Raw genomic sequence first — 15,235 nt, forward strand, 5'->3', positions numbered from 1 at the left:
TTTCGACCAGAAATAGAGGGTAACTCCCCTTGTTTATGGTCGAAATTATACTACAAAATTGCTTCTAAAGCCCTAAAAATAAGGGTTTTACTTGTTTTTCAGGGTCGACTACTTAAATCGAGGTATGTGCAAAACGATTCAGAGCATCTTTTATGATGCCATGTTAGGCTATTCAAAAACATTTGGCTTGGAGCAAAGATTGCATGACGATGTTTTTCCATCCGTTGTCCATAAACAGATAAAGTCAGATAATATCAATGCTGTAAACAATGCATACCAACATTTACAAATAATTAATGATACGGATATACCTGATCCAATAAAAGATATTATTCGAAAATATATCGAATCGTGTGACGATAATGAGTAAAATTAATTTTTAGGATTTTATCAGAAAGAGCTGATATAAAAGTCCAATAGTCATAATGGAATTCTTTTCAAGTTTCTTGTTGCCTTTATTATTGCGTAGTAAGAGTTTTGAATATATATGATTTGATAAAAGCTCTTACTTCCTCTACCTACTATTTCAAAATCTGTAGCATATTCAAGAGAATTCATGTTAAAATAAAATAATTATAACGTACTTGCTAATTTTTATGATTTTAATTGAGAAAAGTTTTTAATGTACTTTTTAATGTACCTTATTTTTAAAATATGTATTTAAGTGCCAATAAATAGATATGTTAGAGACCAGCATTCGAGCCACTCTTTCTTAACAAGTAAAATCCCATAAAATAGGCTTTATTAAAGCAATACAGAATTAATGTTCTGTGCTTTGTTACTAATTTGTTCATAAAATTAGACAAAATATTCTATCAATAGCCATTATAATTTTTAATAATATTTTTGTAATCAAGAGGATATATAATGTCTTATGTTTACAAAAATGGGAATAAATATCTCTACAAAAAAAGAATCCCCAATTCAAAGCACTTTTATTCCTTTACTTTATCAACAAATAAGAAAAAATCTGAAAAAATAGCACATTATTTTAATTTACTCAGTAGGAATTTTTTTATACTTTTAAGGGATCTAAAAATGGAAAAATGGGATTACGATGAAGTGATTAGGGTTTTAGATAATTACAAAGAAAAAGCATTAATTGAATATTCTAATTTAGAAAAAACTCGTCATATCTCACTTTCTAAACTGTTTCTTATAACCAAAGAAATTTTTGGTAAGAAAGAGTTTCTTTCCGGAGCACAACCCGAAGTTATAGATAAAGCTTTAGAAGCTTACGAATGGTTAGCTCTGTCATATGCAGATGATAAAAAGCCTATTATTGTCAGACGAGTTTAGCACTTCGTCTGACACATGGTAAAGGAAGTACGCTTCCATGGAGTATTTGCAACATTTGTGGGCTGGATGTCGATACGTTTTGTGAGCTCAATGGCTTGCCTCTGCTCGATCGTGCGCAGATTTACCAAGATGTCATCAACGCTGGATTTGAGATATTTTACAAAAAAGGCAATACCAATCACAGTACTGCCGCAAGTGTTTTTCGCATCATTCGCGCCATCGCCAACGACGAACACTCCGTACTTCCTCTGGGTGTTTACTTAGAAGGTGAGTACGGACTAAGCGATGTAGTGCTCAATGTTCCCGTTGTCGTGACGCGAAAAGGTGCAACGAAAATCCTCAATTACAAACTGCTTCCCGAAGAGCTTGAAGCCTTACATGTAAGCGCGAAAACGATGCAAAAGATGGCGCAAGAGGTGCTTACAAATTCATTGCTTTTAGTTGCGCCTCGCTCATAGGTGTTTTAGTGCCTTTTTCATCGTATTGGAAGCCGCTAACGGGGCTGCTGTGTTTAAATTCGATTTCATTGGTCAGCTTTCCAGATTCGTAGTAAAGCTTGGAGATGCCCTCCGCTTTGTTCTCATGAAACGGTGTTTCACTTTGCAGCTTGCCTGATGGATAGTAAATCTTTGCGATGCCCTCAGCCTTGTCGTTGATAAAAGGCGTTTTACTTTGCACTGTGCCAGATTTGAAATAGCTTTTTCTTAAGCCCTCCACGACATCATTTTTAAACGGTGTTTCGCCTTGCAACTCGCCTGATTCGTAATAGGTTTTGCCTACTCCTTCGCGTTTGCCCTCTTTAAAGGGCGTTTCACCGCGTAATTTGCCTGAGTCATAGTAAAATTTTCCTGTGCCATTGGCGAGCGCGTGGGTTTTGACCTCGATTAAAACGCCATCGTGTCTCTCTTCCAAATCGCCGTATTCGTAAATCTTTTCAGCACCATAAAGCGTTACGCTCAAAAGCACCATTAGTAACCATTTCATTGTTGGGTTCCTTCTCAATTTTTCGCGCATAGTAGCATATTAGATTTAACAGCGCCACTTCCATTCGAGAATTTCTGGCAAATCCTGCCCATACGTTTCGATGTAAGCTTTATGCTCGCGGAGTTTTTCGCGCATTTTTGCTTTGATCTCTTCGGCGTAAGGCTGCATATTAGGCACGCGATCCATCACGTCCATGACCAGATGAAACCGATCCATATCGTTTAAAACGACCATATCAAAGGGCGTTGTAGTCGTTCCCTCTTCTTTGTACCCTCTTACATGTAAATGCTCATGATTGGCTCTTCGGTACGCCAAACGGTGAATCAACCACGGATACCCATGGTACGCAAAAATCACAGGCGTCTCTTTGGGAAAGAGGGCGTTAAACGCTTCATGGTTAAGCCCGTGCGGATGCTCTTCGCTGGGTTGCAAGCACATCAAGTCCACGACATTGATAAAGCGAATGCTAAGATCGGGCACAAGGGTGCGTAAAATGCTCACTGCCGCTAGGCTCTCTAACGTTGGCACATCGCCACAGCATGCCATCACCACATCGGGCTCGCTTTTTTCATCACTGCTTGCCCACTGCCAAATCCCCATCCCTTTTTCACAGTGTGCAATGGCGTCTTCCATGCTAAGCCATTGCAATTCAGGCTGTTTGCCTGCAACGATGACATTGATGGCATCACGACTTTTAAGACAATGCTTCCCCACCCACAAAAGCGTGTTAGCATCGGGTGGAAAATAGACATTGACGATGTGCGCTTTTTTGTTCACGACGACATCGATAAACCCTGGGTCTTGGTGTGAAAAACCGTTGTGATCTTGACGCCAAACGTGCGAAGTCAGAAGATAATTGAGTGAAGCAATAGGTTTACGCCATGGGATTTCACGGCTCGTGACCTTAAGCCATTTGGCATGTTGGTTGAACATCGAGTCGATGATGTGGATAAACGCTTCATAACACGAGAAAAAGCCGTGCCTTCCTGTGAGCAGATACCCTTCAAGCCAGCCTTGGCAGGTGTGTTCGGAGAGGATTTCCATAACGCGACCGTCTTGGGAAAGGTGGTCATCACTTCCATCATGTTCTGCCATCCAAACACGATTGGTCACTTCAAAAAGGGCTCCTAAGCGGTTGGACGCCGTTTCATCAGGGCCGAAGACGCGAAACGTGTGCATGTTTTGGCGCATCACATCGCGAAGAAATGTACCTAAAACACGTGTGGATTCAGCGATAGATTGCCCATGAGATTGAACGTCCACCGCATAGGTTTTAAAATCAGGCAGATGCAAAGGCTCTAAAAGTGCTCCGCCATTGGCGTGAGGGTTTGCTCCCATACGTTTTTTGCCTTTGGGTGCAAGAGATGCCAGTTTTGGGATAAGTGTGCCATTGGCATCAAAAAGCTCTTCGGGCTTGTAACTTTTCATCCAGTTTTCAAGAATACTAATGTGCTCAGGCTTTGTATCTAACTCGGAGAGTGGGACTTGGTGCGAACGCCATGAGCCTTCGGTTTTAAGTCCATCGACCTCTTTAGGGCCACTCCACCCTTTGGGACTGCGCAGAATGATCATCGGCCAGCGAGGGCGCATTGTGTTTGCATTGACTCTGGCTTCATGCCAAATCGTTTTGATTTTAGTGACAATAATATCTAAGGTCTCTGCCATTTTTTGGTGCATGTATTCAGGTTCATCGCCTTCAACAAAGTAGAGCTCATAGCCATAGCCGATGAAAAGGTTTTCAAGCTCATCGTGCGAGATGCGCGCTAGGACGGTTGGATTGGCGATCTTATACCCATTGAGGTGGAGAATGGGAAGCACAGCACCATCGCGTTTGGGGTCTAAAAATTTGTTGGAGTGCCACGCGGTCGCCAAGGGCCCTGTTTCGGCTTCACCATCGCCTACCACGCAACATGCGATGAGCTCTGGATTGTCAAAGACCGCTCCATAAGCGTGTGAGAGCGCGTAACCCAGTTCGCCTCCTTCGTGGATGGAACCGGGCGTTTGGGGTGCTACGTGACTGGGAATGCCGCCAGGAAACGAGAACTGTTTAAAGAGTTTTTGCATGCCAGCTTCATTTTGGGAGATGTCGGGATAGACTTCGCTGTAGGTTCCTTCCAAATAGGTGTTGGCAACCACCGCAGGGCCTCCATGCCCAGGCCCTGCGATGAAAAGCATGTTGAGGTTATCTTTAAGGATCATCCGATTCATGTGCGCGTAGATAAAATTCAGCCCCGGCGTCGTGCCCCAATGCCCCAAAAGGCGAGGTTTGATATGCTCTAAAGTGAGAGGTTTTGTGAGCAAGGGATTTTCAAGTAGGTAAATTTGCCCCACAGAAAGGTAGTTCGCCGCACGCCAATACGCGTTAATGTGCTCTAATTCAGATGAGGAAAGTGGGTGATGTTTCATAAAACTCCTTTAGAATGAGTCTTGACTATGCTACTTCAATTTTACTTAAAAATCATGCGTTTGGCTTTACATGTAAAAAGTTAAAAGGGTGTATAGGTGGTCATTGTAATTTTCTTGATACCCTTTAGATGTAGGATTTTGCAAACATTTCAGGAGTCAAAATGCTAAAAGGTGTTCAAGGCGTTATCTGCGACTGGGCAGGAACAATGGTTGATTTTGGTTCACTCTCTCCCGTAGCTGCCTTTAAAGAGGCGTTTGAGCGTTACGGCTTTGAAGTCAGTTTTGAAGAGATACGCACGTTTATGGGTATGTTGAAATTTGAACATACGAAAGCGATTTTAGCGTTGGCGAAAGAGCGATTTTTGAAACAATTCGGACGTTACCCAACAGAAGAAGATGCAAGAGCGATTTACCACTCTTTTGAGCCAGCTTTATTTGATTCTTTAGCGCATTACTCCAAACCCATTCGAGGAGCCGTTCAGTTTGCTGAGGTTTTAAAGCAACGGGGTATTCAATTAGGCTCAACAACAGGATACACCTGTTCTATGATGGAAGTCGTCACCCATGAAGCTGCCAAAGAGGGGTATCGCCCCGATTGTTATGTTTCCCCATCAGCCTATCTTCCAGGACGTCCACACCCTTTTATGATCTATAAAAATGCGATTGAACTTGAGATCTATCCGCTTTCATCCATCATCAAAATCGGAGATACGATCAGCGATATTCATGAAGGTCTCAATGCAGGATGCTGGAGCATTGGCGTTGCCATGAGTGGCAATGAACTTGGGCTTTCGTATGAAGAGATGGAAGCACTTCCTAAAGAGCTTTTAAGCGAGAAATGCGCATTGGCACGTAAGCGATTGTACGATGCAGGGGCGCATTATGTGATTGATGGTATTTGGGAAGCTTTACCTCTTTTAGAAATCATCAATGAAAAAATCATCCAAGGAGAAAAACCATGTCTGATCGGTTTTGCGCGGGTATAAACCCAGAGTTGATTCCTCAAAATCCCTATCTTTTATTGACACCCGGTCCTTTGAGTACAAGCCGAGGTGTGCGTGCTTCTATGCTGCAAGATTGGTGTACATGGGATAGAGATTACAATGACATTGTTCAGAATATTCGCACAACATTGGTGAGCTTTGCTTCAAAAAGTGATGCGTATACCGCCATTTTGATGCAAGGAAGTGGAACGTTTAGCGTTGAAGCGGCTCTTGGAACACTTATGCCACGCGATGGAAGTACGCTGTTGGTTCTAGCCAATGGTTCGTATGGTGAGCGTATGGAAAGCATAGCTACGTATGCAGGTATTCCTGTGGTGAAACACACAGCACTGGAGATGCAGACCTTTTGTCTTGAAACGCTCGAAGAGACTCTAAAAACAGACCTTTCGATTACCAGTGTCGCTGTGGTGCATTGTGAGACAACGACAGGTATTTTAAACCCTATTGAGAAGATTGGTCGTATCGTTAAACAGTACCATAAACATTTTATTGTTGATGCTATGAGTAGTTTTGGCGGCATTCCCATTGATATGGATGCCTTGGACATTGATGTCTTGATTTCAAGTGCTAATAAATGTATTCAAGGCGTTCCAGGCTTTGGTTTTATGCTCTTTAAAAAAGAGCTTTTGAAACAGTGCAAAGGCAATGCAAGGTCTTTAAGCTTAGATGCGTATGATCAATGGGATGTTATGGAAAAAGGCGAGGGCAAATGGCGCTTTACCTCACCGACGCATGTGGTGCGTGCGTTTGATGAAGCGTTACACGAGCTTGAGTTGGAAGGTGGTATTGAAAAACGCCATGCTCGTTACAGTGCCAATCAACTGCTTTTGGTTGAAGGTATGGAGGCATTAGGGTTTACCTGTGTGGTTGATAAATCCCTTCAAAGCCCGATTATCACCAGTTTTTACTCTCCAAAAGAGGATGCTTATGATTTTAAAACATTTTATGACAGACTGAAAGAGAGTGGTTTTGTGATTTACCCCGGTAAAGTGTCGAACTGTGATAGTTTTCGCATCGGAACCATTGGGGATGTTTACCCTGAAGATATAACACGCTTGCTTCACGCCATTAAAAAGGCGATTTTTTGGTAATGCCCTACGCCTTAGAGAGTGGCTTTGCGCTGGTTTTTATGGCGTATCTGTTTCAGTTGTACAAAACATTTAAGACCAAACGAGGGGATGGCATAGCGCTCAATGGCTATTTAGTCACGTTCATTACGCTATCAGGTTACATCGTTTGGAGTAAGGGCACTATCGGTACGGTTAAGATTGCAGAGCTTTTTGTGCATACGCTCACCTTTGCCTACATTTTTAGTAAAAGCAAACGAGTAGCTTTTTCAAAAAAAGATACGGGCATTTTTATCGTAGCACTGATTGGCTCTTTGAATCTTATCGGCGGTATCGCCCAAGCGTACAAAAGTTTTCAAAATATTGCACCGCACGATGTCAGTTTTATGCACTATCTGCTCATTTTTATTGCAAACCTCCTCTTTTTACATGTAGCCTTTGTGGAACACGATCGTCTGGCTATTTTTGCAGGGCTTATCATTACAAACCTCGTTTACATGTACATTCTTTTCAAAACAGCCCAGAGTATTGCAAAGCGGTTACCGTAACCAAATTGTGGCTATCTATCGATAGGATTTTAACAAATCTTGTACGAAGGAGAGCGTATGTTTCAAAGAGGATTGTGTGTGATGGCAGGTGTGATGCTTGCGGGAAGTACTTTAATGGCAAAAGAGAGTTTGACGGTTTATACGGCGCTAGAGTCTGATCAAGTAAAGCCTTATTTAGAATCTTTTCAAAAAGTACAACCGGATATTGACGTTAAAATTGTACGTGATTCGACAGGCATTATTACCGCAAAATTATTAGCTGAAAAAGCCAATCCCCAAGTCGATGTTGTGTGGGGAACCGCCGCTACTAGCCTCGTTCTTTTGGAACAAAATGGGATGCTTCAACCTTACGCCCCCGCTTCTTTGGATAAAATCGACGCAAAATACCGCGATAGTAAAAACCCTCCTATGTGGGTTGGAAATGATGTTTGGGGTAGTGCGATCTGTTTTAACGAAGTGGAAGCTAAAAAGCAAAACCTCCCTTTACCCACCAGTTGGGAAGACCTTACAAAGCCTATTTATAAGGGCAAAATCGTTATGCCAAATCCTGCTAGTTCAGGGACAGGATTTTTAGATGTAACGGCGTGGCTTAAAATCTTTGGAGAGAAAAAAGGGTGGGATTACATGGATAAACTCCATGAGAACATCGGTCAATACACTCACTCAGGCTCCAAACCCTGCAAAATGGCAGCTGCGGGTGAATTTCCTATCGGGATCAGTTTTGAGTACCGTGCGGCAAAGTCTAAAAAAGAGGGTGCTCCTATTGCGATTGTCTATCCTAAAGAGGGGTTAGGTTGGGATTTGGAAGCGACGGCGATTGTGAAGGGAACCAAAAACCTAGAGGCTGCTCAAAAATTTGTCAACTGGGCAACGGGGGAAGAGGCAAACAAATTGTATGCTGAAAACTTTGCGGTGGTTGCCTACAAAGGGCTTTCTAAAAAAATCGAAAACATTCCTGAAAACTACGCTTCGATGCTGATTGAAAACGATTTTGGATGGTCGGCTAAAAACAGAGAAGCCATTTTACAAGAGTGGTCAAAACGCTACGAATCAAAATCTGAACCAAAAAAATAAGATGCAAAAAGGGGAGATAGATCCCCTCTTTCGATAAGGGAACAACGTGTTTGAAAGTGCTATTACTATTTCCAATGTGACCAAGCGTTTTGATGATTTTGTTGCACTGAATGAAATCAATCTTACGATTGATAAAGGGGAGCTTGTCTGTTTTTTAGGACCATCGGGATGCGGTAAGACAACACTACTGCGTATCATTGCAGGTCTTGAAACGTGTGATGAGGGTGAAATCATTCAAAATGGAAAGAGCATTACACATCTTCCTCCGCACAAACGCGATTATGGCATTGTCTTTCAAAGCTACGCTCTTTTTCCTAACCTTACAGTAGCCAAAAATATCGGTTACGGACTCAAAAAGAGAGATGTCGAAAAAAAAGAGGCTAAAAAACGGGTGAAAGAGCTCTTAGCGCTCGTGGGGCTGAGTGGGAGTGAAGATAAGTACCCAAGTGAACTCAGTGGTGGGCAACAGCAACGGGTTGCGTTTGCAAGAGCCATCGCTACCAATCCCTCTCTCTTGTTGCTCGATGAACCCCTCTCCGCACTGGATGCACGGGTGAGAGAACATCTGCGTCAAGAGATACGTGAACTTCAAAAAAACCTTGGCATTACGACGATTATGGTCACGCATGACCAAGAAGAGGCTCTGAGTATTGCCGATAAAATTGTGGTTATGAATCATGGGATTATTGAGCAAATCGGCACGCCTTTGGAGATTTACCATCATCCTAAAAGCCTTTTTGTGGCAGATTTTGTAGGGAAAATCAATCTTCTAGATGCTATCTACAAGGGAAATGGTTTTTTTGGGGTAGGGCAACTTCGCTTTAAAGTGGATGTTGTATCCCAGACCGATATTGTTGTAGGTGAAAAGATGAAGCTTTTAGTCAGACCTGAAGATATTAAGCCGTATCAAGAGAGTTATGAAGAGGTCAATATCATTGAAGGCGATGTGCTCAAGGTTACATTTTTAGGGAGCTTTTGCAGGATTTTAATGAGCATCAAGGGGCTTTTAGAAGAGCAGTTACTGTTTGATATTCCTCATAAAATGATCAAACAGTTTGCCATCAAAGAGGGAAATGCGCTTCAGTTGGGCATTTTCCCAAGTGATATTTGCTACTTTAAAGATACACACAATGCCTAGGCTGTTTGGCAATAGCCATAAAATGCTTTTTGGATTGATCGCTCTGATCCTTGTCTTTTTTTTGGCTCTTATTATCTTTTTCCCTCTTGTGGAAATTTTACAAAAAAGCGTCTATTCTTCTGAGGGAAAGTTGATTTACCTTGAGCATTTTAGTCTCTATCTGAGTCAGCCCAATACGCATACGCTGATTGGCAATTCATTGTTGGTTTCGCTTACAACCACGCTTATTATTGTTCCCATCTCTTTTATCTTTGCCTATGCCCTCATGCGTTCATGTATACCGTTCAAACCCCTGTTTCGCTACTTAGCACTTATTCCACTTCTCGCCCCATCCTTGCTTCCTGCTATCTCGTTTGTGTACCTCTTTGGCAATCAAGGTTTTTTGAAATCATGGATGGGAGAGAACTCCATTTACGGACCTTGGGGTATTATTTTAGGCGAATGCTTTTATGTGTTTCCGCATGTTTTGATGATCATCCTAAGTGCGCTTAGCCTCTCAGACGCAAGGTTATACGAAGCGGCGCAGAGTATGGGGGCTGGAAGTATCCGAAAATTTTTGACGATTACGCTTCCTAGTGCCAAATATGGACTTATATCGGCAACTATGGTATGTTTTACGCTGGTCATCACAGACTTTGGTGTTCCAAAAGTCATTGGAGGCGATTTTCATCTTTTAGCGACGGAGATTTACAAACAAGTCATCGGGCAACAAAATTTTGAATTGGGCGCCACGGTGGGTGTTTTACTGCTCATTCCATCGGTGATTACGTTTAGTGTGGATGCCCTTTTGCAAAAAAAGCAGCGCTCTAGTGTAGGCTCAAAATTTGTGCTGTACCGACCTAAACCCACTCGGTTATTTGACACGATCATGTTTTTCTTCTGTTTGGGCGTGGTGCTTTTACTGTTGATTATTTTAGGGGTCTCTCTTTTTGCCTCTTTTGTTAAATTTTGGCCGTATGATTTGAGTCTGGTGCTTAAAAATTACAACTTTGATATGATGGATGGTGGTGGCTGGAGCTCGTATCTAAACTCACTGCAACTTGCCATTTGGAGCGCGCTCTTTGGAACCATTATTGTTTTTCTAACCGCTTATGTGGTAGAGCGTAGCCGTTTATGGGCACCGCTGCTTGGGCTCATCAAACTGTTTGCACTGCTTCCTATGGCAGTCCCTGGGCTTGTTTTGGGCTTAGGCTACATCTTCTTTTTTAACAGTGCTACGAATCCATTGCATGGTATTTATGGAAGTTTAACGATCTTGATTTTATGTACGATTGCTCACTTTTTTACGACCAGTTATATGACGGCTATGACAACCATTAAGCAGATTGATCGTGAGTTTGACGATGTTGCAGAGTCGATGGGCGTTCCTTTTTATAAAACGTTTTTTAAGGTAACGGTGCCTATCGCACTCCCTTCGATTTTAGAGATAGCACGCTATTATTTTGTCAATGCGATGACAACGGTTTCAGCCGTTGTTTTTTTATACTCTCCTCAAACGACACTGGCGTCAATAGCCGTTTTAAATATGGATGATGCAGGAGATATGAGTGCAGCAGCGGCAATGGCGACACTTATTGTTGCGACTTCGGTTGGCATTACGCTGTTGTTTAATGCTGTTTCTTATGGTGTGAGTAAAGCAAGCCAAAGGTGGCGAATGTGTTAAAAAAAAGTTACATGTAAAGATGGTATTTCATCTTTACATGTAAAGCATTAAAGCGTGATTTTTGTTCCTAAAACGACTAGAAATTTGGCGATCCACTGAGGATGTGCCGGCCATGCAGGAGCAGTGACGAGGTTGCCGTCAACTGCAGCTTCCGTCACTTCAATCGCTTTGTATGTTCCACCTGCTTTGGTGACCTCAGGGGCGCATGCTGGGTAAGCGGAGCAACTTTTTCCACCCAAAACATCGGCTGCTGCTAAGAGTTGTGCGCCATGGCAAATCGCTGCGATAGGTTTGTTGGCTTTAGCAAAATGGCGTACCATTTCGAGCACTTTTTCATTGAGTCTTAGGTATTCAGGAGCGCGCCCTCCGGGGACGACAAGGGCGTCAAACTCTTCGACTTTAATCGCATCAAATGTACCATTAAGTGTAAAATTGTGACCTGGTTTTTCACTGTAGGTCTGGTCTCCCTCAAAATCATGAATCGCAGTACGGATAAACTCACCCGCTTTTTTGTTCGGACAAACAGCGATCACCGTGTGCCCCACTGCACCTAACGCTTGAAAAGGCACCATCACTTCGTAATCTTCCACATAGTCTCCGACGATAAACAGAATTTTCTTTGCCATGAAGTCTCCTTTAAAAATGGTTGTACTTAAGATTATAGCTGTATTGCATTACGAATTTCTTAATAGAATTCATCAGAATTCAAGACACGTTTTACATCAAAGTTATAGCCCTATCGTAACACGCTGTTTTGATGTTATTCAACAATAACCGTATACGTATGCTCAGGAATCTGTCGTAAATAAAAGATCATTTTCGCTGGTTTTTCACTGCATGCTACGGTGGTATTGGGTTTCATAAACGGAAAGGAAGCGGTGGTTAAGGTCTCATCTTTAGCGTTTAAAAGATGAAAATCATGCAAGCCACATTTGTTGCGACTGTCGCTTTCGCAGGCAACAGTGACACTTTTTTCGTTCTCATTGTAGCTTACATGTAAATCAATCGTATAACTCACAGGATGAGCGAAAAGCCTATAAACCAAGAGGCAAAGCAATAAAAGTTTTTTCATGGAGTGACTCCTAAACAAAAATCGTAGTTACTTTTTTGCGTCTCAATTGCAAAAACACTCTGAACGTTTTGCAGAGTATAGGCACTGTAAAGCGTGCCATCAATCGTGCAGACAATTGAAGGCTGTGTCGGCGAAAAGAGCGTTGTAAAGAGAATAACAATGCGTTTATCGACAACATTTGCCTTTACATGTAAAGGTTCAATACGTTCATCTTGATCACCTTTTTGAAGGACAAGGTTGAAATGGTTGCTCTGAAGCGGATAGAAATGGGCATCCAGAAAGTTTTTTTCTTCCCTCTCATCAAGCAGATGATCGTGGTTGGTGTCAAATTCAAACAGTAGCAGTTTGGAATTGAGCGTATCGAACATCCACTCGTGCACGATGCGATCCGATTCTATCCTCAGTGTGGTATCGATAAAAAAATGGGGATGCGCCCAAAGCGCTAGATGCGTCCCTACAACGAGTAAAAAAATTCTCATATCAGTATGGCAACACCTAAGCCAAACAGCAACGCAATGCCCACATAGCGGAGCGTTTGAAACAGAGTCTCATAGCGACGTATCTGTAGGGATTGTTTTAATTGTGTGGAGAGTATGGCTGCGATGGACATCGTGATGCCCATGCCAAGACTCATACTCACCGCACTGGCAACACCAAGGGTGTAATAGCCTAAAATCATGGAAAACAAAACGATGCTCATCACGCCAGGGCAAGGAACGATACCGATGGAGAGGGCGAGTTTGAAGAGTGTTTTATCGTTGGAAGGAAGCGGTATGTGTTTAGAATCGGTACGCTCTTTGAGGGTTTCATAGAGCAAAAAAAGTGCAATCAAAATGATAAAACAGGCGGAGAGTTTGTACATGTTCTCATTGATCAACTGAAAATGTTTGGTAATAGTGTGTTGAAAAAAGAGATACAAAATCGCCGTAATGCTTAAAGCCGAGAGTGTGTGAATGATGGAAGAGAGAAAAGCTGCTTTGAACGCAACACGGATGTTGGCGCCATGCACCAAAAAATAACTCGCGATAACCATTTTCCCATGCCCAGGGCCTAGTGCATGCACCAGCCCGTAGACAAAAGCACTCAGTATAATATACCCATACATTGCGCCACTTTGCGTCGCTTCTAACGCCTCAAATGCTTCCGTGATGGCAAAATTGATCTCTTTTTGCCATGCAATGATCTGCCCTAAAAACGTGTGGTAGAACATGCTCATCGCTCAATCTTCTCAAGTTGGGTCATCTGTTTGGGTTTGAGCTCTTTGTGAACGTTGGCGACAGGTTTGACATGCGCGTCACGCCCATAGATAAAACTCTGCTCTTCGACGATCACTTTATAGGCTTTGTTGAGAGTGAGGGCTCTTTGTTTGGAAGGAAGCAAGAGGTACGCAATGTCATCACGCAGTTTGGCAATCGCCTCTTTTTTAAGTTTCCAATACGCCTCTAAGCGCACATTTGGATTTTCAAGTTTGGTAAGCAACTCTTTTTGAATGTTGGCACTGTCTTTCTGCCAGCCTTTGACAAAAAACTTCTCCATCACCTCTTCATTGTCTCTAAACTCATCGCCGGCATTGTTGTTTTTGAGGTAGCGGACGTATTCGCTCTCACCATTGGGCAGAAGCATATCGCGCACGCCTTTGAATCCTTTTTCACTCCAGTGGTACCAGCCATCTTTGTGTGCCCCTTTTTCAAATTTGCGCTGAAAGACAAAGGTACTATCGGCGATGGCGCCAATGTTGTTGTGACATCCCATGCAAAAGAGCGTCTCTTCATAACTTTGAGGTCTTAGATCCCCTTTGGCATCTTCGATGAAACCTTGATAGTACCAGCCTATTTTATTATTGAGCCCTGTTTCAGGGTTGCCGATGTAAATGTCGATGTTATCGGGGGATGACTCTTTCTCTTTAAGATCTTCCATGCCTGCATTGGAGAGTTGAAAGTAGGGGTACCAAAAGAGTTTTTTGCCATAGCGAAGCTCTTTCATGCGAGGTGCTAATGCGATCTCACCGTTTGCATCAATGTCGATGTAGCGAACGGAGTGTAAAAACTCGGTATCTTTGGGGTAGAGCCCTGGTGCGATGAGGTAGTCGTTGGATTCGAGCAGTTTTTTGGCTTCACCCACATAGCTCATACTAAAGTGGGAAAGCTTTAGGGACTGCGCATCGTATGCAGGCTGTTTCCAGTTGAAAACGATTTCATTTGCCACGTCTAGTACCCCGTTTTGGTTCAAATCCACTCCGTAGCGCTTCTCATCTGTGGGAGCAATAACAAGGCTTTTTTGTTTAATAAGCGATTCAGTGATGAGCAAATTGAGTTTGTAAACTTCTTTATCGAAATGACCGTTTTCATCGTGTTGAAACGGTTTTGCAAGGCGAATAAGGACATCATCCGTACTACCGTTTGTCGGCCAAAAGGTGCCTAAAAAAGGATAATACGCAAACGCTCTCCAGCCCGTGTAGTCGCCATTGGGCGCTTGATCAAACCCCTCATCATCAAAGTGAAAATAACAATCAGGCACATACCCGTCCCACTGGTGATTGTCATTAAAATCCCATGCAGGTTGAAGATTTTTGAGTTTTTCTTGCAAAATAATCTTGCCATTTTTAAGGTAATTGTCTTCCCTGACATACGTCAAAATCGATGCGTCACTGATCGCATTGACCGCCTTCGTACGGTCCAAAAAGAGGTTGCTCCAAGGGTTTTTCAAAGCAGGAGCGGGAAAGTCGTAGGCGAGTTGTAACTCATCATCAAAAAGCGCGTAGTTGGGGATTTTATTTTTGATGTGACAGCTAAAACAGGGGTTGTGAAGGATATTGGGATTTTGAGCATCTTCTGTTTTCGTATAACATTGGCTTGTAATGTACGCTGTTTCATTGATGAGATGCGTGTTTTTGAGATCGATGTCGCCTGCAATGACGTTACATGTAAACAGGGCGATACCTAAATAAATTTTTATCATGATGTGATCTTGTGATGGAATA

Annotated in this window: 15 protein-coding genes; 8 read left to right on the forward strand and 7 right to left on the reverse strand. The window is 42.6% G+C overall.

The window, feature by feature from the left end; all coding sequences use genetic code 11:
- The first annotated feature begins 867 nt into the window (after positions 1–867).
- Together JU57_RS03265 and JU57_RS03270 are read left to right on the forward strand one after the other, a co-directional pair.
- A complete protein-coding gene (locus JU57_RS03265) occupies positions 868–1,299 on the forward strand; it encodes a hypothetical protein (RefSeq protein WP_037956945.1) in 432 nt (143 codons plus the stop codon).
- 44 nt (positions 1,300–1,343) lie between these two features.
- Entirely contained in the window at positions 1,344–1,757 is a 414-nt protein-coding gene (locus JU57_RS03270) for a hypothetical protein (protein WP_349678047.1), read from the forward strand.
- Here JU57_RS03270 and JU57_RS03275 read toward each other — a convergent pair.
- Positions 1,720–2,283: a toxin-antitoxin system YwqK family antitoxin gene (locus JU57_RS03275; protein ID WP_037956948.1), complete on the reverse strand. Its 564-nt coding sequence runs from the start codon at positions 2,281–2,283 to the stop codon at positions 1,720–1,722. The genes JU57_RS03270 and JU57_RS03275 overlap by 38 nt on opposite strands.
- Positions 2,284–2,328: 45 nt before the next feature.
- Complete coding sequence (locus JU57_RS03280) at positions 2,329–4,689, reverse strand: phosphoketolase family protein (protein ID WP_037956951.1); 2,361 nt, start codon at positions 4,687–4,689, stop codon at positions 2,329–2,331.
- A 161-nt stretch (positions 4,690–4,850) separates the two neighbouring features.
- Between JU57_RS03280 and phnX the strand changes: the two genes are divergently transcribed.
- From phnX to JU57_RS03310, 6 genes are read left to right on the forward strand one after another with little or no spacing between them, the layout of a single operon-like run.
- Positions 4,851–5,675, forward strand: a complete 825-nt coding sequence (gene phnX, locus JU57_RS03285) for a phosphonoacetaldehyde hydrolase (protein WP_037956954.1) — start codon at positions 4,851–4,853, stop codon at positions 5,673–5,675.
- The gene (gene phnW / locus JU57_RS03290) at positions 5,648–6,784 is read left to right on the forward strand and encodes a 2-aminoethylphosphonate--pyruvate transaminase (protein ID WP_051906547.1); all 1,137 of its coding nucleotides are present in this window, start codon (positions 5,648–5,650) and stop codon (positions 6,782–6,784) included. The genes phnX and phnW overlap by 28 nt, the downstream gene beginning before the upstream one ends.
- Positions 6,778–7,308, forward strand: a complete 531-nt coding sequence (locus JU57_RS03295; protein ID WP_294875604.1) for a hypothetical protein — start codon at positions 6,778–6,780, stop codon at positions 7,306–7,308. Before phnW ends, JU57_RS03295 begins: the two co-directional genes overlap by 7 nt.
- Positions 7,309–7,365: 57 nt before the next feature.
- Complete coding sequence (locus JU57_RS03300) at positions 7,366–8,382, forward strand: putative 2-aminoethylphosphonate ABC transporter substrate-binding protein (RefSeq protein WP_051906549.1); 1,017 nt, start codon at positions 7,366–7,368, stop codon at positions 8,380–8,382.
- Positions 8,383–8,428: 46 nt separating this feature from the next.
- On the forward strand, positions 8,429–9,520 hold the full coding sequence (locus tag JU57_RS03305) for a putative 2-aminoethylphosphonate ABC transporter ATP-binding protein (protein WP_037956960.1): 1,092 nt from the start codon (positions 8,429–8,431) through the stop codon (positions 9,518–9,520).
- Positions 9,513–11,183, forward strand: coding sequence for a putative 2-aminoethylphosphonate ABC transporter permease subunit (locus JU57_RS03310; protein ID WP_037956963.1), 1,671 nt, complete (start codon positions 9,513–9,515; stop codon positions 11,181–11,183). The genes JU57_RS03305 and JU57_RS03310 overlap by 8 nt, the downstream gene beginning before the upstream one ends.
- 47 nt (positions 11,184–11,230) lie before the next feature.
- Here JU57_RS03310 and JU57_RS03315 read toward each other — a convergent pair whose 3' ends face one another.
- From JU57_RS03315 to JU57_RS03335, 5 genes are all read right to left on the reverse strand, one after another.
- A complete protein-coding gene (locus tag JU57_RS03315) occupies positions 11,231–11,809 on the reverse strand; it encodes a DJ-1/PfpI family protein (protein ID WP_037956965.1) in 579 nt (192 codons plus the stop codon).
- A 134-nt stretch (positions 11,810–11,943) separates the two neighbouring features.
- Positions 11,944–12,255 carry a hypothetical protein gene (locus JU57_RS03320; protein WP_037956969.1) on the reverse strand — a complete coding sequence of 104 codons (312 nt, stop codon included), beginning with the start codon at positions 12,253–12,255 and terminating at the stop codon, positions 11,944–11,946.
- The gene (locus JU57_RS03325; protein WP_037956972.1) at positions 12,252–12,734 is read right to left on the reverse strand and encodes a DUF1007 family protein; all 483 of its coding nucleotides are present in this window, start codon (positions 12,732–12,734) and stop codon (positions 12,252–12,254) included. Before JU57_RS03325 ends, JU57_RS03320 begins: the two co-directional genes overlap by 4 nt.
- Entirely contained in the window at positions 12,731–13,471 is a 741-nt protein-coding gene (locus JU57_RS03330) for a nickel transporter (protein WP_037956974.1), read from the reverse strand. Before JU57_RS03330 ends, JU57_RS03325 begins: the two co-directional genes overlap by 4 nt.
- Positions 13,468–15,213: a hypothetical protein gene (locus JU57_RS03335; protein ID WP_037956978.1), complete on the reverse strand. Its 1,746-nt coding sequence runs from the start codon at positions 15,211–15,213 to the stop codon at positions 13,468–13,470. Before JU57_RS03335 ends, JU57_RS03330 begins: the two co-directional genes overlap by 4 nt.
- Positions 15,214–15,235: the final 22 nt, after the last annotated feature.

This window comes from Sulfurospirillum sp. SCADC, assembly GCF_000743525.1.
Taxonomy (GTDB): Bacteria; Campylobacterota; Campylobacteria; order Campylobacterales; family Sulfurospirillaceae; genus Sulfurospirillum.

What these genes read in the sequence shown, in the direction of transcription:
- JU57_RS03265 (WP_037956945.1), top strand. Translation starts at nt 868, where the DNA reads ATGTCTTATGTTTACAAAAATGGGAATAAATATCTCTACAAAAAAAGA.
- JU57_RS03275 (WP_037956948.1), bottom strand. Translation starts at nt 2,283, where the DNA reads ATGAAATGGTTACTAATGGTGCTTTTGAGCGTAACGCTTTATGGTGCT.
- JU57_RS03280 (WP_037956951.1), bottom strand. Translation starts at nt 4,689, where the DNA reads ATGAAACATCACCCACTTTCCTCATCTGAATTAGAGCACATTAACGCG.
- phnX (WP_037956954.1), top strand. Translation starts at nt 4,851, where the DNA reads ATGCTAAAAGGTGTTCAAGGCGTTATCTGCGACTGGGCAGGAACAATG.
- phnW (WP_051906547.1), top strand. Translation starts at nt 5,648, where the DNA reads ATGTCTGATCGGTTTTGCGCGGGTATAAACCCAGAGTTGATTCCTCAA.
- JU57_RS03300 (WP_051906549.1), top strand. Translation starts at nt 7,366, where the DNA reads ATGTTTCAAAGAGGATTGTGTGTGATGGCAGGTGTGATGCTTGCGGGA.
- JU57_RS03310 (WP_037956963.1), top strand. Translation starts at nt 9,513, where the DNA reads ATGCCTAGGCTGTTTGGCAATAGCCATAAAATGCTTTTTGGATTGATC.
- JU57_RS03315 (WP_037956965.1), bottom strand. Translation starts at nt 11,809, where the DNA reads ATGGCAAAGAAAATTCTGTTTATCGTCGGAGACTATGTGGAAGATTAC.
- JU57_RS03320 (WP_037956969.1), bottom strand. Translation starts at nt 12,255, where the DNA reads ATGAAAAAACTTTTATTGCTTTGCCTCTTGGTTTATAGGCTTTTCGCT.
- JU57_RS03325 (WP_037956972.1), bottom strand. Translation starts at nt 12,734, where the DNA reads ATGAGAATTTTTTTACTCGTTGTAGGGACGCATCTAGCGCTTTGGGCG.
- JU57_RS03330 (WP_037956974.1), bottom strand. Translation starts at nt 13,471, where the DNA reads ATGAGCATGTTCTACCACACGTTTTTAGGGCAGATCATTGCATGGCAA.
- JU57_RS03335 (WP_037956978.1), bottom strand. Translation starts at nt 15,213, where the DNA reads ATGATAAAAATTTATTTAGGTATCGCCCTGTTTACATGTAACGTCATT.